At 55.8% G+C, this 21,380-nt stretch carries 17 protein-coding genes; 9 read left to right on the top strand and 8 right to left on the bottom strand.

What is annotated here, in order from left to right; all coding sequences use genetic code 11:
* Nucleotides 1-10: 10 nt before the first annotated feature.
* From RB_RS18115 to RB_RS18100, 4 genes are all read left to right on the top strand, one after another.
* Entirely contained in the window at nucleotides 11-874 is an 864-nt protein-coding gene (locus RB_RS18115; RefSeq protein WP_011122036.1) for a fumarylacetoacetate hydrolase family protein, read from the top strand.
* Nucleotides 861-1,811, top strand: a complete 951-nt coding sequence (locus RB_RS18110; protein ID WP_164922186.1) for a hypothetical protein — start codon at nucleotides 861-863, stop codon at nucleotides 1,809-1,811. The genes RB_RS18115 and RB_RS18110 overlap by 14 nt, the downstream gene beginning before the upstream one ends.
* The gene (locus tag RB_RS18105; protein WP_164922185.1) at nucleotides 1,808-2,494 is read left to right on the top strand and encodes a class I SAM-dependent methyltransferase; all 687 of its coding nucleotides are present in this window, start codon (nucleotides 1,808-1,810) and stop codon (nucleotides 2,492-2,494) included. The genes RB_RS18110 and RB_RS18105 overlap by 4 nt, the downstream gene beginning before the upstream one ends.
* A 72-nt stretch (nucleotides 2,495-2,566) precedes the next feature.
* A complete protein-coding gene (locus RB_RS18100; RefSeq protein WP_164922931.1) occupies nucleotides 2,567-3,415 on the top strand; it encodes a hypothetical protein in 849 nt (282 codons plus the stop codon).
* Between the two features lie 72 nt (nucleotides 3,416-3,487).
* Here the strand turns inward: RB_RS18100 and RB_RS18095 are convergent, their stop codons facing one another.
* On the bottom strand, nucleotides 3,488-5,320 hold the full coding sequence (locus RB_RS18095) for an AAA family ATPase (protein WP_011122032.1): 1,833 nt from the start codon (nucleotides 5,318-5,320) through the stop codon (nucleotides 3,488-3,490).
* A 198-nt stretch (nucleotides 5,321-5,518) separates the two neighbouring features.
* Here RB_RS18095 and gyrA point away from each other — a divergent pair, with 198 nt between their 5' ends.
* Nucleotides 5,519-8,494 (top strand): DNA gyrase subunit A, encoded by a 2,976-nt coding sequence (gyrA, locus tag RB_RS18090; RefSeq protein WP_164922184.1) that lies wholly within the window; start codon nucleotides 5,519-5,521, stop codon nucleotides 8,492-8,494.
* A 114-nt stretch (nucleotides 8,495-8,608) separates the two neighbouring features.
* On the opposite strand, the gene RB_RS18085 is transcribed toward gyrA, so the two are convergent.
* The gene (locus RB_RS18085; protein ID WP_011122030.1) at nucleotides 8,609-8,893 is read right to left on the bottom strand and encodes an acylphosphatase; all 285 of its coding nucleotides are present in this window, start codon (nucleotides 8,891-8,893) and stop codon (nucleotides 8,609-8,611) included.
* Between the two features lie 34 nt (nucleotides 8,894-8,927).
* Here RB_RS18085 and RB_RS18080 point away from each other — a divergent pair, with 34 nt between their 5' ends.
* Nucleotides 8,928-9,947 carry an alkaline phosphatase family protein gene (locus tag RB_RS18080; protein WP_164922183.1) on the top strand — a complete coding sequence of 340 codons (1,020 nt, stop codon included), beginning with the start codon at nucleotides 8,928-8,930 and terminating at the stop codon, nucleotides 9,945-9,947.
* Between the two features lie 4 nt (nucleotides 9,948-9,951).
* Here RB_RS18080 and RB_RS18075 read toward each other — a convergent pair whose 3' ends face one another.
* The 4 genes from RB_RS18075 to RB_RS18060 all read right to left on the bottom strand — a co-directional run bounded on the left by RB_RS18075 (nucleotide 9,952) and on the right by RB_RS18060 (nucleotide 15,474).
* A complete protein-coding gene (locus RB_RS18075) occupies nucleotides 9,952-11,814 on the bottom strand; it encodes an alkaline phosphatase D family protein (protein WP_011122028.1) in 1,863 nt (620 codons plus the stop codon).
* Nucleotides 11,815-11,890: 76 nt separating this feature from the next.
* A complete protein-coding gene (locus tag RB_RS18070) occupies nucleotides 11,891-12,886 on the bottom strand; it encodes a cation diffusion facilitator family transporter (RefSeq protein WP_011122027.1) in 996 nt (331 codons plus the stop codon).
* Between the two features lie 23 nt (nucleotides 12,887-12,909).
* Nucleotides 12,910-13,863 (bottom strand): ZIP family metal transporter, encoded by a 954-nt coding sequence (locus RB_RS18065; protein WP_007324646.1) that lies wholly within the window; start codon nucleotides 13,861-13,863, stop codon nucleotides 12,910-12,912.
* A gap of 39 nt (nucleotides 13,864-13,902) precedes the next feature.
* The gene (locus tag RB_RS18060; RefSeq protein WP_231845760.1) at nucleotides 13,903-15,474 is read right to left on the bottom strand and encodes an ABC transporter permease; all 1,572 of its coding nucleotides are present in this window, start codon (nucleotides 15,472-15,474) and stop codon (nucleotides 13,903-13,905) included.
* 95 nt (nucleotides 15,475-15,569) lie between these two features.
* Here RB_RS18060 and RB_RS18055 point away from each other — a divergent pair, with 95 nt between their 5' ends.
* Together RB_RS18055 and RB_RS18050 are read left to right on the top strand one after the other, a co-directional pair.
* Nucleotides 15,570-17,276, top strand: a complete 1,707-nt coding sequence (locus RB_RS18055; RefSeq protein ID WP_164922182.1) for an ABC1 kinase family protein — start codon at nucleotides 15,570-15,572, stop codon at nucleotides 17,274-17,276.
* Nucleotides 17,277-17,385: 109 nt separating this feature from the next.
* Nucleotides 17,386-18,504 carry a membrane protein gene (locus tag RB_RS18050; protein WP_011122024.1) on the top strand — a complete coding sequence of 373 codons (1,119 nt, stop codon included), beginning with the start codon at nucleotides 17,386-17,388 and terminating at the stop codon, nucleotides 18,502-18,504.
* On the opposite strand, the gene RB_RS18045 is transcribed toward RB_RS18050, so the two are convergent.
* Nucleotides 18,495-18,944, bottom strand: a complete 450-nt coding sequence (locus RB_RS18045) for a nucleoside deaminase (RefSeq protein ID WP_164922181.1) — start codon at nucleotides 18,942-18,944, stop codon at nucleotides 18,495-18,497. The genes RB_RS18050 and RB_RS18045 overlap by 10 nt on opposite strands.
* Before the next feature lie 119 nt (nucleotides 18,945-19,063).
* Between RB_RS18045 and RB_RS18040 the strand changes: the two genes are divergently transcribed.
* Nucleotides 19,064-20,053, top strand: a complete 990-nt coding sequence (locus tag RB_RS18040) for an alpha/beta hydrolase (protein ID WP_164922180.1) — start codon at nucleotides 19,064-19,066, stop codon at nucleotides 20,051-20,053.
* 215 nt (nucleotides 20,054-20,268) lie between these two features.
* Here the strand turns inward: RB_RS18040 and RB_RS18035 are convergent, their stop codons facing one another.
* Nucleotides 20,269-21,069: a response regulator gene (locus tag RB_RS18035; protein ID WP_164922179.1), complete on the bottom strand. Its 801-nt coding sequence runs from the start codon at nucleotides 21,067-21,069 to the stop codon at nucleotides 20,269-20,271.
* Between the last annotated feature and the right edge of the window lie 311 nt (nucleotides 21,070-21,380).

Below are 21,380 nucleotides of genomic sequence, written 5' to 3'. Positions count from 1 at the left end.
TCTTGTCGACATGAATATCACCAAATGCATTGATTCAGCCGGCCAAACTCGCGTTGCTTTGGTCGAAAACGACAGTTTGGTTCCGTTGCAGATGACAGCGGAGCTTCCGACTTTGTCGGCCATTCTTGCCGCAGAGAATCCCTTGGCCGCGGCAGACTCGCTGGGACGCGACCAACCCATCGCCATCAATGATTCGACGCAGTGGTTGCCGCCGATCGATCAGCAAGAAGTCTGGGCGGCAGGTGTGACCTACAAACGCAGCCAAACGGCTCGAATGGAAGAGTCCGAAGCAGCCGCCTCCTGCTACGACCAGGTGTACAACGCCGATCGGCCGGAGATCTTTTTCAAGGCGACGCCTTCGCGCGTCAGCGGCCACCATCAACCGCTTCGCATTCGAACCGATGCCAAGTGGAATGTGCCGGAGCCCGAGATCACGTTGGTGCTCAGTCCCTCTTTGAAAATCGTCGGATTGACGGTCGGCAATGACATGAGTTCGCGAGACATTGAGGGCGAGAACCCTTTGTATTTGCCTCAAGCGAAGTGTTACGACCAGTGTGCGGGGTTGGGGCCTTGGATCACATTGATGGATGAACTGCCTTCGGTCGATGCCATCACCGTGGATCTGAAGATTGTCCGAGATGGAAACGTCGTTTTCGATCAGGCCACATCAGCGGCTGAGATGGCCCGGAAGTTTGAAGATTTGGTGCAGTGGTTGGGGCGTGACAACACGATGGCCGACGGGGCATTTTTAATGACCGGGACCGGGATTGTTCCCACCAGCGATTTCACGCTGCTTCCTGATGACGTTGTGAACATCACCATCGGTGGCGTGGGCACGTTGTCCAACCGGATTGTTCAAGGTGCGGCCTCCTGAATCGAACTCGCAGGTTGAATCAGCACCCACGCCGGTTCGGCAGTCGGAAACGCCGGTTGAGCGATTGCCGCTTGCGTGTTGGTTGAATGTGCTGTCGCTGGATGCGGTCTTGGTCGCGTTGCTTTGGCAGTTCGTTTTTGTTTTCTCTTTTTGTGGTCGTGCGCCGCGCTGGTACGAATCCTTTGTTTTGGCGTCGGTCGTTTGGTTGATTTACGTCGCCGACCGGTTGCTTGATGGGGCGCGATTGGATCTGTCGAAACCACACTTGGTTCGGCATCGAATGCATCACCAATTCGCGCCCATTTGGGTGACGGCTTGGATCGTGGTTTTGTTAATCGCCAGTTCCGTCGTGGTGCTTTGGATGGACGCGGCCGTGATCCGGATCGGGTTGCTCATTGCTGCCTTGGTTTTGGCATATGGTGCTGGCGTTCACTTCTGGCCGGGACGTGCCACGGTCAGACATGTTTTCGCGAAAGAAGTTCAGGTCGGTGCAATCTTCGCGGCCGGCGTGAGTTTGATCGCTTGGTCGGAGGCCCCCAGTGTTTCGTTGGGATTGGCCTGCGTCGCTTCGGCAACGCTATTCACGGTGAACTGCTGGGCGGTGGCGGAGCGAGAATCGGTCGCAGATCAGAACTACGATGCGTCTCGAGCCGGAAAGCCTCGTCGTGAACTGATGGCAATATGGAGCGTGGCGGTGGTGGCCGGAATCACTGGAATGACCGGTTGGTTGCCTGGGTTGGTGGTGGTTTGCTTGATTGGCGGTTCGATGGCCCTGTTCGCGACAACTTGTTTTTGGAGATGGAATGGGAGGGCTCTGATCGAATGGAGTCGTTTGGCATCGTCGGCTGATGTGCGACTGCCTTGTTTTGAACGATTGGTTCCGATGGCTGATTGGTCGTTGATGTTATCGCCGATGATCTGTTGGGCTGTCGTTTGAGCGACTCAGCCCAAGGTTATGACCGATTGGCTCGGTGGTATTGGTTGCTGGAAAAGCCGGTCTTTCGCAACGACCTGCAACTCGCTCGCACGGCTCTGCTGCCTGAGTTGCCTCCGGTCCATCAAATGTTGATCCTGGGCGATGGTGATGGGCGTTTGTTGGCGGAAGTCTTGCGGGTGCAGCCGCAGACGCACGTGACCAGTGTCGAGCAAAGCCCGGAAATGATTCGGCTCCAGCGAGAGCGGGTGAGCCAGATGGGTGCCTCTGCTCAGGTTACCTTCGTTTGCGCAGATGCAACGCGTTGGGATACCGGCGGAAAAACGTTTGATTGTGTCGTTGCGGCGTTCTTCTTGGACTGTTTCACCGAAGCGGAATTGCGACTTCATTTACCGCGATGGTTGGATTGGGTCGCACGGCGAGGTTGGTTCTATCACGTTGATTTTGTGATGCCCGCGTCAGGATGGCGGCGGAAGAGAGCAGCGTTTTGGAGCCGGGTGATGCATGTTTTCTTCGCCTGGCAAACCGGTCTTTCATCAAAATCTTTGGTCGCGGTGGAGCCGTTCTTGGACTCCGACCAGTGGAAAGTTCATCGAACCAAGTTCCTCAATCATGGTTTTCTCCAATCGCGGCTGTATCGACGTTTGGCGGTCGACGACATGGAGGAAGACACCGGGATCGCGTAGTCGTCGGAATTGGACGTTGAGGATTGCCACTTGCGAGTTTGCGACTCAGCCCCGACGATACGCGACCGCTGGTTGGCGGGATGTGAGTCCTTTTTGCTTTCGAAACGCTTTGTTTTTGCCGAGAACCGGCACGTGTTCATGAATGATTCCACCCTTGATCCTCCTGGTTCTATCGTTGTGATTGGCACCACGGAGTTGGGGATTGAAGCGGCTTTGTATGGTCGTTTCCTCGGGTACGATGTGACTTTGGTCGGCGGCGCCGATGCGTGGGCGGACCGTCCCGACGCGGATGGTATGGTTCGCCGAATCGGTCCGACCTTCCGGCGCGATTGGTTTGACCGACATTGGTTGGACGGTCGTGAATTGGCGGAATGTTGGGACCTTGCATCACCCATGCTGCCCGATCGCAGTTTGTCTTCTTTAGCGTTCAACGCGATCGCGGCCCAGCGTGGCGACGAGATTCCCGCGGCTTTGCCGGTGACGATTGGCGAATGGATTCAAGACGGCTTGCTCGCGGTGACCCGTTCGGACTTGCTGCGAGGTCGTGTGTGGCCAAACGTCATGGTGACTTCCGTCGAAACAGTGGACGTTGTCGAGGAGCCCGATGAAGAGGCGGAAGCCGATGACGAGCTGGATGGTTCGATCCCGCCTGATTACCTGTTGCAGTATCAGAACGTTGGCGAAGCGGATGACAACGCACCTGAATCGCAGCAATGCGAATGTGTGATTGTGGCTGGGTTGCCGGAGAGTGCTCGTGGCTTCAGCAAACCCGCCGCGGATGAGTATTGGTTTGAGCTGACAGAGCCGGAAACCAACGATGCGGAAGAGATGTTGCGGGAAGGCCGACGCCAGATTGCCGCCATCTATTCGCAGTTGATGGGCCGTGAAGAGTTGGATCTGTATCGCCCGCTTCGCGGCTGATCGGTCGCGGATGGCTGCTTTGATCGACGCGAGTCGTTGGTGCGGCCGTTGGTTTGCAGAGCCGTTTCGACGTTAGCTTGGGCTATCCTGCTCGGGGTTTGATTCGGCGGGGGCTTTCAGGTCGATCACCGGGCTGCCCCATTGGACTTCCATCGGTTCGCTGCAGGAATTGCAGTTGGTCGTTGTGCCCATCAGGGTGTCTTCGATCACCTGAGGCGTGTCGCAGTGTGGGCAGGTGACTCGGATCATCCCGCTTGGTTCGGTCATCGCATCGAGCTGCGCGTCCGTCAGATCTGGGATCTCGATGTCAGATGGCTCAAGCGTTGTCAGCAATTCTCGCGTGATTTCCGTCGAACCCGCGATGCGGTTTGCCAGTCTCCGGACGCTGCGTTCAAACGAGTTGCGAGACGTTCGGCCGTTGCCGAAGTGCCGATCGCGATTGAAGTAGAGGTGCGTGAAGCCTCGCAGTAGTCGTCGTCGGCTTTCGGTTGGAATGACGTACTGAGCCTTCGCGGCAATCAGTTCAAAGATCCGGCACAGGGCCTCGGGATCGTAATCGTCGAAGTGCATCGTGGTGCCGACCCGAGAGCTCAGTCCCGGGTTGCTGCGGATCATCTTGGTCATTTCTTTGGGATAGCCCGCCAAGATCACGACCAATCGATCGCGTTGGTCTTCCATTCGTTTCAGCAGCGTTTGGATCGCTTCGCGGCCGTACTGGTCTTGGCCGCTTTCATCGATCAGCGTGTAGGCTTCGTCGATGAAGAGAACACCATCGAGTGCTTCATCGATTTTGGCATTTGTTTTGGGACCGGTTTGGCCGGCGTACTCGGCAACCAAGCCGCTGCGATCGGTTTCGACCAAGTGGCCTTTTTCGAGCACGCCCAGTCCGCCGTAGATTTCGGCGATGATTCGTGCGACGGTGGTTTTACCGGTTCCCGGGTTTCCAACAAAAGCCATATGCAGGCTGGGTTTGGTCGTTGGCAAACCTTCTTTGGCGCGGTGGCGTTCCATTGCCAGGAAGTTTGCAAGCGTTTGGATTTGATTCTTGATCGCGTCCAGTCCGATCAAGCGATCCAGTTTGGCTCGCGCTTCGGCCAAGCGTTCTTCCGGGGTGCGATCGTCTTGCTCAGCGGTTTCTTTGGTGGACGGTTTGGCTGGCTCGGTGGATGCGGGGGATCCACCGCCGGCGCGGGTGGGTGTGGGCTTGTTTGCGGCGTCGTGGCCGGTTCCTTCCCGCAGTCGTTTGGCTTCTGAACGCAACCACGAAATCGCTTCACGTGCGTTGTCCAGGTCGGCTTGATGATCCACCGTCGGTGAATCGGATGGCGAGGTCGGCGCGGTGACGCTGGTAGGTGACTTGGCGACCTGTTTCGCGTTTTCGAGCCCGTCGAGCATCGATTGCAAACGCGAGCGTTCGACGCTGCTGTCGTCGCCGTCGACCATCGCGATCAAGTGCGCCATGCGGGTGGCGGCGGTGATGACTTCACCCCATCGATCGCGAAGCGAAGGCAGTTCCAGGAACGGCCGTGTGACTTCGTACCAGGAGAAACCTTCGGCGGTGGTGATCAGCCAATCGATCGCTTCATGCAGTTTGCTGCCTTGGACGGTTTCGCCCCAAACGTGTTCCAGCAGGATGCGACCGAGCTGTCGTTGTTCCAAATTTCGAGCGCTGCTGGCGGGCACCATCGTTGCGAAAACCTTCATCACGAATCCTTCGTGCAGGTCGGCCATCTGTTGTGGCATGTTGCGGTTGTCGACGGACGCGGAGGCATTCTCGCCGGCCAGCCAACCGTAGCTGCCTTCGGCGATTTCACCCGATTCGACGAACAGATTCAGCGTTTGCTGAAGGGCTTCGCGATACAGCCGAATGGATTGCAGGATCGCGTCGTCGCTGGGGGAACTCATGGCTGGAATCCGAAGGGGACAAGGGCATCAAAAAGACCGTCGTAAGTATTTGGAAAACAATGGCTTGCGTCAATGTTCAGAAAGCCTCGCGGCGTTGTGAAAAACGCGTGAACGAGGTAAAATGGACATTCCAATTTTGGGCCTTCGTATCATCGATCCGTCTTGGCCCGCTTCCCCCGTGATAAACGAGCAAATCCCTTGGCTGAAGACGGCGAAAATCAGGAACCAGGCGACGAAAACGCGGGCGAAGTGAACGGATCCACCGGGGATAACAACGGCCAAGAAAACGGGACCGAAAACACCGAAACCGGTGCTGGTGGCGGGGCGCAGGTTCCTCCCGGTGGCGGCAAACCTCCCGGTGGCGGCAAACCTCCCGGTGGCGGCAAACCTCCCGGCGGTGCGGAACCACCATCGGGTGGCGGTCCCACGGGCGGTTCGGGCAATCCCGATCCCCACGGAGGCCATGGAGCACTTCGGATGGTGGATCTACCAATCGAAGACGAGCTTCGTGAGAGCTATCTGACCTACGCGATGAGCGTGATTGTCAGCCGTGCATTGCCCGATGTGCGTGACGGATTGAAACCGTCGCAGCGTCGGATCTTGGTGGCGATGAATGACCTGAACCTCGGCCCAGGCAGCAAGCGGGTCAAATGCGCCAAGATTTCCGGTGACACCTCGGGTAACTATCACCCTCACGGTGAAAGTGTGATTTATCCGACGCTCGTTCGGATGGCCCAAGAGTGGAACATGCGATGCTTGTTGATCGACAAGCAGGGAAACTTCGGTAGCGTCGCGGGTTTGCCTCCGGCTGCTATGCGATACACGGAAGCTCGAATGGGGGCCGTCGCAGCAGCAATGCTAGACGACCTCAAACTTGACACGGTCGATTACATTCCGACGTACGATGAAGCGAGAACCGAACCAACGGTCTTGCCCAGCAAGTTCCCCAACCTGCTCATCAACGGTTCGGGCGGTATCGCGGTCGGGATGGCGACCAGCATCCCGCCTCACAACCCAACCGAAGTTTGCGATGCACTGATCAAGCTGATTGAAGAACCAGACACGTCGATTGACGAGTTGTGCGAGATCATCCCCGGTCCTGACTTCCCAACCGGAGGCATCATCTGCGGCCGCGCCGGTGTGCGTCGAGGTTACAAGACCGGACGAAGCACGATGGTCGTGCGTGCTCGTTGCCAAATCGAAGAGATGAAGGGCAACCGGCATCGCATCGTTGTCACCGAAATTCCGTACCAGCAATATCGTGACCGGATCATCGAAAAGATCGCGGCGCTCGTGAATGGAGACCGAATCAAGGGAATCTCCGGAATTCGCGATGAAAGCGATTTGAAGGAACCCGTTCGGTTGGTGGTGGAACTGAAGCGTGGCGAAGATCCCGATGTGATCTTGAACCAGCTGTACCAGTTTTCGCCGCTGCAAGACACGTTCTCACTGATCTTCCTGGCGCTCGTCGACGGCAAGCCTCGCGAGTTGACGCTGAAGGAGATGTTGGCCGAATTTCTGCGTCACCGCGTGACCGTGATTCGTCGCCGAACTCAGTTCTTGTTGGCCCGAGCACGTCGTCGCAAGCACACCGTCGAAGGGTTGCTGCTGGCACTCGCCAACATCGACGAGATCATTCAAACGATTCGCACCAGCCGCACTCAACCCGAAGCCAAAGAACGCTTGATGGGCATCGCCTGCCCAGCATCGATGATGCAGCGGGCTCTTGGCGACGAAGGGTTCAAGCAGTTCCAATTGGAACGCGGCGAAGCCGATTCTTACACGCTGACGAGCGTCCAAACCGACGAAATCCTTCGCATGCGTTTGGGGCAATTGGTCAACCTGGAACAGGAAAAACTCTCCGGCGAGCATGCTGAATTGCTGAAGGAAATCATCGACTACATCGATATCCTCGGCAGCCCAAGCCGCATCAACGGCATCATCAAAGAAGATCTCGAAGAGATGAAGCGTCGCTTCGGTGACAAGCGTCGAACCGAGATCAGCCACGAAGAACTTGGCAACATCGACCTGGAAGATCTGATCACGGAAGAGACGATGGTGGTTTCCATCAGTCACCGTGGTTACATCAAACGCACACCGACCAGCGTTTACAACACGCAGCGTCGTGGTGGAAAAGGCATGAAGGGTGCCAAGAGCGATAACGAAGATCCAATCGAACACTTGTTCGTCGCCAGCACGCACGCTTACCTGTTGTTCTTCACAACGGCAGGGAAAGTTCGTTGGCAAAAGGTTTATGACATCCCGCAGCTCGCTCGCGATGCCAAAGGCCGTGCGATCGTGAACCTGTTGCAGATGGAAGAAGGCGAACAGATTGCCGAGTGCTTGGCCGTTCGCGATTTCAACCAGCCCGGTCATACGATTGTGATGACAACCAAAAGCGGCTTGGTGAAGAAGACTCCGCTGGAACAGTACAGCCGACCGAAACGGGGTGGCATCATCGCCATCAAACTTCGCGAAGGCGATGAGTTAGTCGATGCCGCCGTGGTTGGTCCTGGTGATGAAATCATCATGGTCACGTCCGATGGCATGGCGATTCGTTTCCGCGAATCAGATTCTCGCCCGATGGGCCGCAACACGTCCGGCGTGAAGGGAATCTCGTTGGTTGGCGACGACGCCGTGGTGGGAATGGTTGTGACCGATCCCGAAGCGACTTTGCTGACCGTTTGTAAAAATGGTTACGGCAAACGCACGCCGTTCGGACCCAATTTGGCGGATGTTTCCGAAACCGACGCGGACGAGTCCAGCGAAGGTGGAGACGACGAAGCGGCAACTGCCAGCGGTTCGGCTCGCTACCGCACGCAGAAACGCGGTGGTAAAGGGTTGCGAGACATCAAGACCAGCAAGCGGAACGGCAAGGTGATCGGAATCGCTCGCGTCAACGATGATGACGAGTTGTTCTTGATGACCGCAAAAGGCAAACTGCAACGAATCAGTGCCGGCGACATCAACGTGATTGGTCGTAACACGCAAGGTGTTCGCATCATGAACGTGGACGAAGGCGATGAGCTGATTGCCGTTGTCCGCGTGCCAGCCGAAGAGAACGCAGAAGAAGCGGCGGAAGCCGAAGCCACCGCAGTCGCGGAGCCAGTTGCCGAAACGGATGCCAGCCCTGAAGCAGACGCGGGATCCGAAACTGACGCTGCTCCAGAATGAGGTAATTCAGGTCCCATCTGACAGGCTTCAGCTTTGTCAGATGTTGCTGTCATCGACGGGCTTGGATATCCGTCGCGTGGTTGTCCGGCACCCAAGGTGTGTGAAGCGGATGAACTAATACCGGATCGAGAATTTTTCTCGGTCCGGCAGTGGCTCTCGTTCGTCGATCAATGTCTCGTTGATCTTTCTTTCCATCGAGCTGCCGATCCGTCGTAGCAGTTCCTTGAGGTCGTTTGTCGGCCCTTGCACGTCTAGAAGGACGTCTCCATCGGGCTCGTTGCGTACGAAGCCTTTGATGTTGAGGCCACGACCCTGGTGAATTGCGTTGGCTCGGAATCCAACTCCTTGCACGTCTCCACGATATCGGACGACCTTTCTGGTTTGTTTGATAGCATTCATTGGATTATGGTGGCGGCCGCGTTCAATTTCGACAATGCAGATCACACCACACGGTCGCTATATGAGTTGGTTTCGTTTGAATTCGGTTGGCGTTGTTTGGGTTTGTTTGGCATCCATATTTGCGTCGACCGCAAATGCGGGCGAACCCAAGGTGTTGACGATTGGCATTGATGGTTTGAGGCGAGATGCATTTGTTGCTGCTAACACACCTCACATGGATTCGCTCGCTGAGAACGGCACGTTGTGTTTGGAGACCCGAGTGACGTCCGATGATGTTACTGACAGTGACACTGTCAGTGGACCGGGATGGACCACTTTTTTAACGGGTGTTTGGGCGGATCGACACGGCGTGCTCGACAACTCGTTCAAAGGCCGCGATGCAAAGGCCGCACCACACGGTTTCGCATTGGCCAAGCAAGTCAAACCGAATCTGAGGACTGCGTCGTACCTGTGTTGGACACCGCTGAGAACTCACGTGACAACGGACGCCGACATCGATGTTGTTGTCACGCCCGGCAAGAACGCCACGGCCTCAACGGTTTGGAAGGCAGCCGACCAATCATTGGCCTGGTCAGCGATCCCTGTCTTGCGAAACGATGACGTGGATTGGACGTTCATCTACTTTGGGTCGACCGATGAAACCGGTCACTCCTACGGTTTTCATCCTAGCGTGCCGCCTTACGTCGCAGCCATCGAGAACGTAGATCGAATGGTGGGTGAGTTGATCGCTGCGGTCAAAGAGCGGGAGACTTACGCCGATGAAGATTGGCTGGTTCTCATCAGCACCGATCATGGTGGCGAAGGAACTGGCCACGGCGGAGGCCGTGAAAATCCGAACGTCTTCACGGCGCCGATGATTGTCAGTGGAGATGCTGCGATGAAGAGTGACGGAATCGAACGGGCCAAAGGATTATCATCACCAGCGACGGTGGATTTGGTCACCGTCGCGTTGACTCATCTTCAGATCCCAATCAATCCGAAGTGGCAACTGGCCGGCAGTGCGGATGGTTGGCTAGAGACAACGCCCACGACTGCCGAAGCCAAATCCGAATGATGGATCATTCCCGCGGCAAGGAAACAGACTCAGCGTAAGCCAGTTCGCCAGTCCAGCCGTCGTAGTACTGGAAAACAACCTGCGGATGCGGGTAGGCGACCAGCCGTTTGTCGCCTTGCTTGATCGGCATGTTGAAGACGTTGTTGACCTGCACCACGCAGAAATGTGGGTACAGTCGTTCCAAGCGTGGCAGGTCGGCCAGCACGTAACTGCTCCAGCGGATGTCGCATTCCCGTGGCCCAAATTGAAATCGTCCGGTCGCCGGTCGATTGCTTTCGTCAAGTTCAGGCACGTGATTGACGCTGTTGTGAGGCCCGCAGCAGAATTCCCAAACGTTGTCGGTCACACGAATTGCGAAACTGTTGTGAAGATCGCCGGTCATCACGAAGACTTGTTTGTCCATTTCGTCCCAGGCATCGATCAGTATCTCTCGCTCGTCGAGAAAGCCCGTCCAGGCTTCTTCTTTGTTGGCGTCGTCGGCTTCGAATCCACCGGCGCCACTGTGCGGGATCATCATCGGGACGCTTGAAATCAGAAACGTAAATTTCGCGTCGCTGGCTCGCATCTCACGCAGCAGCCATTCGCGTTGATGTTTGCCGAGCATCGAAACGCCCGGTTTGTCTCGCTGCGAAACATCGTGCATGTCGCGGTCGCCGCGCGTGTCGAGCAAAAAGAAGTCGCAGTTGGAGACACTGAATTTGCCATAGCTGCGTTGGCCGATGGAGTAGCTGACTTGGCCGTCCGCCTTGGCAGGCATGTGAAGTCGAACCGTGTGTTCGTCCACCACTTCCACGATGTCATAGACGTATGAGTTGGCTTCCCCGTCGTCGGTGTCGTAAATCATGTCGTTGACGCCAGCGGTATCAGTTCCCCAGTGAACGTGCAGGTTCAGCATCTCATTCAATGGCAACTGTCGAAAGTTGGTTTGGCGATCAACCAGCAGATCGCTGCCGGCGGTTAGCTTCGCAGTTCCAACGTGCAAACGTTGTTTGGATTCGAATGGGTTGGCCCAGCCGAGGTAGTCGTTCCAGGCATAGGTTCCAATGTCGCGAAAGACAGTTCGACGGTGGCGTTTGCCCGCTTCGGAGGCTCCCCAGATGTCGTTGACCAACTCGTGGTCATCGAAGGTGAACAGCGACGGCACGTTGCGATGCCAAGTCGAGAGGGCATGGTTGCGGGTGAGATAGAGTTTGTAGTTTTCCCACACACCGGTCACGGTTGGCATGGTTTGGACCACTTGTGGCAGTTCATCGATGCCTTGGGTGAGTCGCCATGCTTCGGCTGGGTATTCTCGCAGTTCTTCGTACAACCAGTCACCATTCATGATGTGGAAGTGAACTTTGTCCGCCCAATCTTGATTGAGGTGTTTGTACGTGGGGCTGTCGTGTCCGATTCCATGCAGTGGGTTTTGGTTGGCACAGGAACCAATTTGAAATCGAAAGTTGAACAGTCCATCAGGATTGTGTTCTGACTTGGATCCCGCTTCATCGGGCAACGTGCGGAACGTTCCCGGTTCACCCTGAGGACGATCGTTCACATAGATTCTGTAGTGATAACGCGTGTCGGGTTTGAGATCGCGTAGGAGCGTCACACCGGTGTTGTCGTGTTCGATGCGTGTTTGTCCCGGTTCGCTGACGTGGTCCGACAAATCCCCGCCATGGTTTTCGGGTGGACGGGTTCCATAGTGAACGGTGAACTCGCCGGCGTCCGATGTGCGAGCCCAGACGGCGACGCTGGTGGACGACGGTTGACCCAACATCGGGCCGTGGGTCATTCGATTGGGGTCGCGTTGGGCGAATGCGGTCGACGAAATTAAGGCCAGAGCAACAAGTGCGAAGGCAAACGCGGTCGATGGGAATCGTGTCATGGGGCAATGCGTGATGATGGTCGGAAGGATAGTGGGGGTTCCCCAGTGTACCTGCCGTGCACGCCGCTAGTGGCTTCTATGAGCAGCCGTCATGGATCAGATTGCCGTCGGAATCATGGCAGTCCGATGTGCCAGCGAATTCAAATTCCAGCGTGGAATGACGGATGTTGTGTTCGCTGGTGAGATACAACTTGATCTCGCGTTTAATTGTTTCAAGATCCTCAAACCGTGTGGGCTCAATCACGACATGCGCTTCCAACGCCCGATGTGATTCATCCAGTTCCCAAAGATGGACGTGGTGAATACCCGATACGCCATCCATCCCACCGAGATCGGCCATCATTTCATCGAAATGGAAGTTGGCGGGGGCACCTTCCATCAGAATTCGAGTTGCTTCTGGAAGCATCTGCCAGACTTGATAGAGAATGTAGGTCGCAATCAACAGCGTCAGAATCGAGTCCACCCAAAGCCATTTCAAATAGATCACGGCTGCGGCCCCGATGAGCACCGCAACGCTGCCCGCAGCGTCGACCAAGTTGTGAATAAAGGCGGCCCGGACGTTCAGCGAACCTTTGCTCATCGCCCACAGTAGAAACGCAGTGCCAAGGTCGACGACCAAAGCGACCGCAGCAGTCACCGCCATCAGCCAGCCGATGATCGGTTGTGGGTCAAAGAAGCGATGGACCGCTTCATAGACCAGGTAACAACCGACGACGGCTAGAAGTGTGAGATTGATCGTGGCCCCGATCAGTTCGGCTCGGCGGTAACCAAACGTGTAACGCTGGTTTGCTTCCTTGCGGGCAATCCGCCGAGCGATGTAGGCGATCAGCAACGAGTTAGCATCGCTGAAGTTGTGGGCCGCATCGGACAGCAAGGCAACACTGCCTGACAGAATACCGGCGATGACCTGGGCAACCGTAAGGGCTTGGTTTAGCAACACCGACCAAAGCAATCTTGAATCACTGACCGAGTCAAATTGACCGGCGGAGGTCAGGCCATGATGATGCAAGCCTCCACAGTTTTCATGATTGTCCGCCGAATTTTCGGAGTGATTTTGATCGCAACTTCCCATGAGATTGATCTTGGGTAAGTGGACTAGGGATTCGCGTTTGGCACGTTGCTGCTATCGACGATCGGGGCAGGTTGCCCAAGTGGAGTGATTGAATGGTTGTGCCCAGGCAGACTTTCGATTCCAACGGCCAGGGCAACGCCGAGCAAAAGTGCGGTGGTCAACTTCAAACGATCGTGGTCATGAAACGCGACTTCAGGAAGCAAGTCCGACAGCGATATGCAGATGAAGAATCCAGCTGAAAGTGCCAGGCCCCAACCAAGCAATGCTTCGGTGTTGGCAAATTGAGTGGCACCAAAGTAAAACGCGATCGCGCCAATCGGGCAGGCCATTGAAAAGGTCAGGTTCACCATCGTGCGTTGGGCGGATGTCCAGCCGCCCTTGCTCATCACGGATGTGATCGCGAACGCGTCCAATGGCTTGTGAAGCGCAACGGCGAGGAACGTGCCCAATCCTGCCAACCCCAACCAAGGCGAGTGTTGGGACTCGGCCGCGATACTGGCCGCCAAAGCGACTCCGTCCATCAGTGTGTGAAGCCCTAAGCCAAACAGCATGCCGAGCCAACCGAGTGGTTTGCTGCTGACGCGTTTGGCATTGGTATGGGAGTGCGGGTGGCTGTGATCGTTGGGGTGTTTGTGGTCCTTCGAATGGTCATGGTCGTGCTCATGAGCATGGTGATGATGATCATGCGATTCGCCGTGGCCGTGCACGTGCGTGTGGAACGCGCGGAGCAGAATGAACATCGTGATGATGCCGACCAAGACGCCTCCGCCAGCCTGGGACGCGGAACTGATCTTGTGCAGCGAATGCGGCAACAAGTGCAGCATCGCGATCCCCAGCATCAACCCGGCGACAAAGCTCATCAAAAGCTGAGTTCGCAGGTGGGTCATCCGCACCAAAGATGGCAACCATCCACCACTGACCGAGGCCGTGATGATGAGTACGCAGTACACCGCGAGCAGGGATTCGGGGACAAACAAGGCAATTGCCGAAGCGGGGTACGGACGCGGCGAAACGTTTCAATCTACGCCTTTGCTTGAACGACGCAAGTGGAGTCGCATGGCCGAGATCACCCCGCACAGCAGGATCACCATTCCCGTGTGAACGATTGCCAGCGATGCCTCCTGGTATCGGGCTCCGCTGTGAAGCAATCCGAACAATCGCGTGCCCGTCGTGGTCACGCCGGGGGGCAAAACCGGCATCGCCGCCGGCACGTCGCCCGCCGAAACGATCGCAACCGCCAATGCCGCAATACCCAATCCGCGTCGCAGCAAGGGGATCTCCAGGTGCCACCAACGCCAAGCGACCGAACCATCCATTTGCCCGGATCGCCAAGTGGCATCATCAATGCCGTCATAGGCATTACGCAAAATCGCGTAGGAGACAAGAACGCTTCGCACGCCAACGGCGAGCAATGTCGGCACCAAGGTATGCGTTGCGAGCCGATCCAGTCCCGTCAACGGTAGGCGGAAAAATGCCGCGACCGTCATTCCAATGACCGGTCCGGGGACAAGGAATAACATGGTTCCCAAGACGTCGATGACGAGGCCAGACGCTTTGGACGAGCGAGCCAGGCGAGCCAGTCCCATCGCAATGGGCAGTGACAGGATGATGGAGAAAAAAGCGAGCTGAACGGTCCAGGCGATCTCTTCGCCAAAGAGCTTGGGAGCCTCGGCGATTGCTCGGACCGATGCCTGCCAACGGAAGGTCGCTTGCCGTTGACCGTCCACCACTTCGACCGCGTGGCCGGTTTGGACAATCAATCCGGCGAGTGGCAGGATCAACAACAGCGTGCAAGACATCACGGCCGCCATCGCGGTCAGGCGAATTCCGCTCGTCGCTGTATCAGTCGTTATCGATGGTGCGTCCACGGGCTCAGCATCCCAGTCGGACGCGACTTTCCATCGGCGACGTTGCAACCAAAACCACAATAAAGTTGGGATGCCTCCGACCAACATCGGGACCAACGTCGACACCAACACGGACGTCGTGTTTGGATCCACCGAATAGAAAAGATAAAACTGATCGGCGACGGTTCGGACGCTGTGCAAATCCGCGACGCTCATCTCGGTCGACGCGAGTACCATTACGCCGATGGCCGACGCAATGATCCATGGCAATGCGATCGGCAATCGCACACGCCACCAAATTTGGCAGGGCGAAAAGTCTAAAGCGGCTTGTTGAATCGCAACCGGAGAAATTCGACGTGTTGCCCAGACCGTTGCCAGTGACACCAAAGCAACACCGTGCATCCCATGAATCCATCCAACCCAACCCAGGTTGCCTCCCGTCATGGTCGTAACCAACCATCCAAATTTGCCAGCGGTTGATTCCCAGGCTGCCGCCAACAAGATCAATGGCATTGCCAAAGTCACGAACGCGAAGAACGTCCAGATTCGGACCAACCAATGATTCGGTCGCAATTGGCTGACGAAGAAAGCCGTGGGCACGCCAATCAGAACCGCGATTCCGGCGGACACCAGTATCAGCTCAATCGTCGTTGTGATCGCTGTTGCCCAATCGTCGGCAAATGTCGGATCGGGGGCCGGCAATCCGGGCGGAACCAACGCTGCGAGCGGAATATTGGGCATAAAGGGAAGGTTTTCGAGGCCGAAAATTCGTCCTGCTCGACGATTTGCCAAGCCAGCGATCACAATGGAGCGACCAACCACCTTCACGGAATCTCATGAAGCTGACATCGATCCCCCAGTTGTACCGCAATCTGCGTCGAGGACGCGAGATCCTGAGGGTGCTGCGCCGGTACGGATTGGCGGACTGGATCAGTCGCACGAGGCGTTTGCCGCTGCAGAACTGGATCAAGGATCGTTCGGGCGTTCCGCTGACGCAATACACCCGGTCGCAACGGATTCGGATGGCGATCACCGAGCTGGGCCCCACATTCATCAAGGTGGGTCAAGTCCTGGCGGCACGGCCTGACCTCGTCGGCAACGAAATCGCGGAAGAGTTGAAACAGCTTCGCAACGAAGTTTCGCCAGACAGCATGGAAGTCGTCGAAACAACGCTCGCAGAAGAGCTCGGCCCGAACTTCCGCAAACACTTCCGTCACATTGAACCGATGCCGCTTGCGACCGCATCGATTGGGCAAGTCCATCGTGCTGAGTTGATGGACGGCCAGCGAGTGGTGCTGAAGGTCCAACGTCGCGGCATCGAGAAAATGATGCGCGAGGATCTGGATGTTCTCGAGGGATTGGCCCAATGGGCTGATCATGTCGAGTCGCTCGCTATCTGGGGACCATCGGACATGGTTCGGCAATTGATGCCGATGATCCTTCGCGAGCTGGACTTCAATCGCGAACGCAGCAACCTGAAGCAGTTCGCACAAATTTTGGAGGCGGACAAAGCTGAAATCGTCATTCCGTCCGTGTTCGACCAATTGTGCACGCGGCGTGTTTTGGTGATGGAAGAGATGGTTGGCGAACCATTGGCAAAAGTTTTTGAGCGTGATGTTCACTCGCCCTCTCGTGAGACAGGCGAGATGACTCGTGCGGACCTGCCTCCGGAACTTGGCCGAACGCTTGCTCGAACCTATCTGCGAATGGTGTTCGAGGACGGGTTCTTTCACGCCGATCCACACCCGGGCAACCTGTTTTGCTTGCGAGACGGTCGCTTGGCGATTCTTGACTTCGGGATGACCGGCCGCATTGATGAAGCGATGCGTGAGTCGATCGAGGAGATGTTGGCGGCCATCAACGCGGGAGATTGTCGACGGCTGACCCGATTGATTCGTCGCGTGGGCAACCCGCGAGTCGACTTGGATCAGTCGGCTTTGGAAATCGATGTGGCTGATTTTGTGGACACCTACGGCCGACAAACGCTGGACCGCTTTGATTTGTCGGGGGCGTTGAATCAGCTCAGCGAGATTCTCCACCGGCACGGGATCGGTTTGCCCAATCAGTCGGCTCTGCTGTTGAAGATGTTGATCTCGCTGGAGGGAACTTTGCGAGAAATCGGTGTTGGATTCGATTCACTGGACATTGTCCGCTCGTATCTTCGCCGAGTGATGATCCGCCGTTTAACTCCGGCAAGACGACTTCGGCAGGCCCGACGGATTTACCTGGAGAGCGAAGCGTTCATGGAGAACGCGCCGGAGCAGTTGCTGTCGCTGATGAACCAAGCCCGACTGGGGCAGTTGCAGGTGCGTTTGGAACCCAAACGATTTGCGCCAGTGGTCAATCGCTTGGTCGTTGGGTTGATGACCAGTGCGGTGTTCCTCGGGTCGGCGCTGATGCTGTCCTATGAAGTCTCGCCGGTGTTGTTCCCCGATCAGCCAATGTTCGGGATTCAGCGAGTCAGTATCCTCGGATTGGTGGGATTGATCGCCAGCTTCAGCGTGATGGTCGCTCTCTGCCTCGCGATTTTGCGAAGCGAATGACGCGATGCCTCGTCTAGATCTAACTTCGCGGGATTTTCGCGAAGAATCTCGAAGGAGTGGGCTCTACGCTTAAGAGGGCACCCACCAACATTCGACTCGAGGCGAATCAATGAAAACGAAGAAACATCGCGGATCGTTCGTGCTTCGATTCATGGTCTTTGGGTTCAGCGTCGCGGTAGGGCTGCTCGCATTTTGGTTGCTTGGCTACATCGTTCGCGACATTGATCGCGTGCAAGGACCGAACTACAGCCAGATGTTGGAGGAAGGGTTGCCACAGGAGTTGCAGGACGAACGCCAGACGCTCGCCGCGCAGCTGTTGGATTTGAAACAGCAGATCGCGTCGACCGAACGACGCCGGCAACTGACGGGGCAAACGACTCGCGATTCGCAGCAAACAATCAACCAGTTGCTAGAACTCAAACGCAACGCGGATGAGAACGCGACGTCTTTGAGCGATGAGCAGAAGTTGGCACTCACGGATAGTTTGCAGTTGTTTTTGGCGAATCAAAGCCAGACGCAAACGCTCAACGCTGAACTTTCCAATCTCAATGACCAACTGGACGATGTCGAGCGACAACAACGGGAGAATGAAGAAGCTATCACGCGTGTTAGTCGCCCAATTGCGGATGAGTACGAAGAACTTGCGGAACAGCATCAATGGAAACTCGCTGCGTACAAGCTCGCATTGTTGATCCCTTTGTTGCTTGTTTGCGGATGGTTGTTTGTGCGTCACGCTGGTGGCACCTATGCGATGCTCGTGTATGCACTCAGCGGTGCCGTGGCCGCTCGCGTATTGCTTGTGATGCACGATCATTTTCCCGCGATCTACTTCAAGTACATCCTGATCTTGTTGTCTTTGGCCATTGCGACGGGAGTCCTGGTGCGGTTGCTGCGTCTAATTGCCAAACCCAGTCGCGATTGGTTGCTTCGTCAATACCGGGAAGCTTACGCTCACTTCTTTTGCCCGATATGCGATTATCCGATTCAGCGCGGGCCCCTGAAATTCGCGGTGTGGACGCGGCGAAGTCTGAAGAAACGTACGCCCGTCACGGTCGATGGGGATGCGGCCACATTCGACCAGCCTTATACATGCCCGTGTTGCGAAACGACGCTTTTCCACGCATGCAAAAAATGCGGTGGAGTCCGGCATTCGCTCTTGCCCGCTTGTGAAAAGTGTGGCGCTGGATCGGTGCTTGAGCAGGAGGCTGCGACGGGAAGTCAGGATTGAGTTGGTAGGCCGATGTCTTCGTTCCAAAGCGTCGGGTTGTTTTGAATGAAGGCACGCATCAGCTCGATGCAATCCGGATCATTGACGATCTGCAGATCAACGCCCCGGCTGCGGACGTAGGACTCCGGTCCTTGAAACGTTTGATTTTCTCCGACGATGATTCGTGGGATTTTGTAGAGCAGGGCGGCACCACTGCACATGTCACAGGGTGACAACGTCGAGTACAGCGTTGATCGAGAATAGTCGTTCGCGGTCAGGCGGCCGGCACGTTCCAAACAATCCATTTCGGCGTGCAGGATCGAACTGCCATTTTGAATGCGGCGGTTGTGACCACGGGAAACGATCTCATTGTCGATCACCAACACCGAGCCGATCGGAATTCCGTGTTCGTTGAGCCCCAGGCGTGCTTCATTCAGAGCGGCTTGTAAGAACGGATCCATCGTTAAGACGCTTGGTCGTGGAAGGAGATGTGAAGAGGGTGTCGTGTTAAACAACGGTCGCAGCTTGGAATAGTATAGTGGCGTATCCCCACCGAATCTCCCCGCCCTGGACATTGCTCATGCGTCACGTTGTCTGTTTGGTTCTCAGTGTATCGTTGCTCGCGGGAACCGTCTCGTTCGCGGGATCACCTCAGACGCAGTCCGGGGATAAGTCGACATCGGAAGCTAACAAGAAGAACGCATCGCGAAAGACGAAGAAGAAAAAGCCGGCTCCGTTCGCGTGGGTAAACCCCATTCCAAAGCAACGGGAACATCCATCACTCAAACACGCAACGTTTCAAAGCCCATCGCTGAATTGCGACGTCGGGTACGCGATTTTGATGCCGCCGGGATACTCTGATGGTGATGCGGGCAAGCGATTTCCCGTTGTCTATTACTTGCATGGCGGGCGACCGGGTAGCGAATCGAAGTCGATCGCCTTGGTTCCGCAGATGCATTTGGCAATGGAATCAGGCCAAGTTCCGGGCATGATCTACGTCTTTGTCAACGGCGGCCCGGTCAGTCACTACAACATTCCCAAGGAACCAACCAAGCAGGGTGCGGACGTGTTCATCAAAGAACTGATCCCACACATCGATGCAACTTATCGAACGATTGCTGATCGTGAGCATCGTGGAATCGAAGGGTTCTCGCAGGGCGGACGTGGGACGATGCGGTTGTCGCTTCGCTACCCGGATCTATTTTGCAGTGCAGCCGCAGGCGGTGGCGGATACGAAACCGAACGCAAAATCAGTGAGTCAGGCGGCCGCGAATCAGAAACCTTGGTATTCGCAGAAGGCGACAATGTGTGGGATTTGGCTCGGGAGTATTCCAAACAGAAATCGCAAAAGGTGGATTGGATGATCTATGTCGGGACCAAAGGTTTCAATTACCAGAATAATCTGGAGTACATGGCCTTCTTGAAATCACTTGAGATTCCATTCGAAAGCATTGTTGTTCCGGAGGTCCCCCATTCTGCGATGAAGATCTATGAGCAGCGATGTGTCGACCTAATGCGATTCCACGCCGAAAATTTTGGCTTGATCGATACCTCGATCGAGCAGGAGTGATTTCGGTGGCGTCGATTTTGAAACTAACGGGGCACTGAAGCGTCTTGCTTCAGCGACCCGCGATCGGTTTGTGTCAAAGTAAAACGATTGTCGTACTTCACCCTCGTCCATGAGACTCAAAAGCAATTCTTGAATACAAGCTTCTTGAACACAAACCTTGAGTGCGAGTGACGATGAGAACTCGTGGCGACAATCGATGTGATCTGCAAACCAGGCTAGCAGGCCAATGGCTTGATGCTGTTTTCATCGGATTGGATGTAACGCAGCAGACCGTCCGTATTGAGTGGCTTTGCAAACCAGCGATCGAATCCCGTTGGACCTTCCGCGACTCCATAGTCGCAGGGAGACTTTCCGCTGGTCGCAACGATTCGAATGTTCTTTGACGCTTCGCATTGTCGCAATTGTCGGATCGTCGAGGCACCATCGCCGTCCGCCATCTGCATGTCCAGCAGGACGTAATCGGGTGATTCGTTACTGTTCAGATAGCTGATGGCGGCATTGCCACTCGCGACGCAATCGACAACGCAGCCACGCATTGAAAGGATGCCAGCCAAAAAGTCACGTTCGTCAGCATCGTCTTCAACCAGCAGCAATTTGACCGAACTATGGAGGTTCAAATTTTCCATCTGTGCGTCGATGGCTTCGGCGCGCTTTCCGAAGTTTCGCTCAAGACAATCGAGTTGATGCATGACCTTCAAAAACGTTCGGTCCGCTGCCTCTTTCAGCCCCGCATCCATTTGCTGGCGATAGAGTTGAAGCCCCAAATTCAGCGTGTTCAAATGATTTCGAAGCTGGTGCAGTTCGAGCTTCACGTTCCCGAAATTTTGCTCGAAACTTGCAACATCAAAGGCTTCTTCAACTGCCCAGTTGCATAGCTCTTTTCGAAGGATGCGAATCTCGGGCGGCGCGTCGATTCCGATCGTGGCCGTTCTTGCAGATGCCCGCGTCACATTGATCGTGATTCCCAAGCTTGGGAATACGATGGCTTCGCCCGGTTTTCGTGATAGTAACAACATGCCTGGAACTCCGTCTCGTTGCGTGGGCATCGACTGTATAAGTCGACCCCCAAAAAACCTCGCGAATCCCGCCGGATCACGTCAACCTTGCTTGAAGATTCGTGAGAAGAGTTGCCCCATTCCATTGACAGTTTTTTGATCCCAATCCTGGAATCACTGCTACCTCTCCATGGGAGTAGATGGGTTTACTCCATTGGAGTCAACGGAGATTTAAAAAATGTTTTAGTGGGGTGGGGGCCACATCCAGTTGCAAAATGAAGGGCAGAGGCAATGGTTGCTGATTGTATGTTCAGCGTCTGGGGCCGGGTGCA

The sequence above is a fragment of the Rhodopirellula baltica SH 1 genome (assembly GCF_000196115.1).
Taxonomy (GTDB): domain Bacteria; phylum Planctomycetota; class Planctomycetia; order Pirellulales; family Pirellulaceae; genus Rhodopirellula; species Rhodopirellula baltica.
Note: the sequence above shows the minus strand (reverse complement) of the source record. Positions and strands in the feature narration are given on the sequence as shown.

Bases quoted from the DNA above. Each gene is read 5' to 3' on its own strand.
- RB_RS18085 (WP_011122030.1), bottom strand. From the start codon at position 8,893: ATGAATGCTATCAAACAAACCAGAAAGGTCGTCCGATATCGTGGAGAC.
- RB_RS18075 (WP_011122028.1), bottom strand. From the start codon at position 11,814: ATGACACGATTCCCATCGACCGCGTTTGCCTTCGCACTTGTTGCTCTG.
- RB_RS18040 (WP_164922180.1), top strand. From the start codon at position 19,064: ATGCGTCACGTTGTCTGTTTGGTTCTCAGTGTATCGTTGCTCGCGGGA.
- RB_RS18060 (WP_231845760.1), bottom strand. From the start codon at position 15,474: ATGCCCAATATTCCGCTCGCAGCGTTGGTTCCGCCCGGATTGCCGGCC.
- RB_RS18095 (WP_011122032.1), bottom strand. From the start codon at position 5,320: ATGAGTTCCCCCAGCGACGACGCGATCCTGCAATCCATTCGGCTGTAT.
- RB_RS18035 (WP_164922179.1), bottom strand. From the start codon at position 21,069: ATGTTGTTACTATCACGAAAACCGGGCGAAGCCATCGTATTCCCAAGC.
- RB_RS18080 (WP_164922183.1), top strand. From the start codon at position 8,928: ATGCAGATCACACCACACGGTCGCTATATGAGTTGGTTTCGTTTGAAT.
- RB_RS18050 (WP_011122024.1), top strand. From the start codon at position 17,386: ATGAAAACGAAGAAACATCGCGGATCGTTCGTGCTTCGATTCATGGTC.
- RB_RS18115 (WP_011122036.1), top strand. From the start codon at position 11: ATGAATATCACCAAATGCATTGATTCAGCCGGCCAAACTCGCGTTGCT.
- RB_RS18055 (WP_164922182.1), top strand. From the start codon at position 15,570: ATGAAGCTGACATCGATCCCCCAGTTGTACCGCAATCTGCGTCGAGGA.
- RB_RS18070 (WP_011122027.1), bottom strand. From the start codon at position 12,886: ATGGGAAGTTGCGATCAAAATCACTCCGAAAATTCGGCGGACAATCAT.
- RB_RS18045 (WP_164922181.1), bottom strand. From the start codon at position 18,944: ATGGATCCGTTCTTACAAGCCGCTCTGAATGAAGCACGCCTGGGGCTC.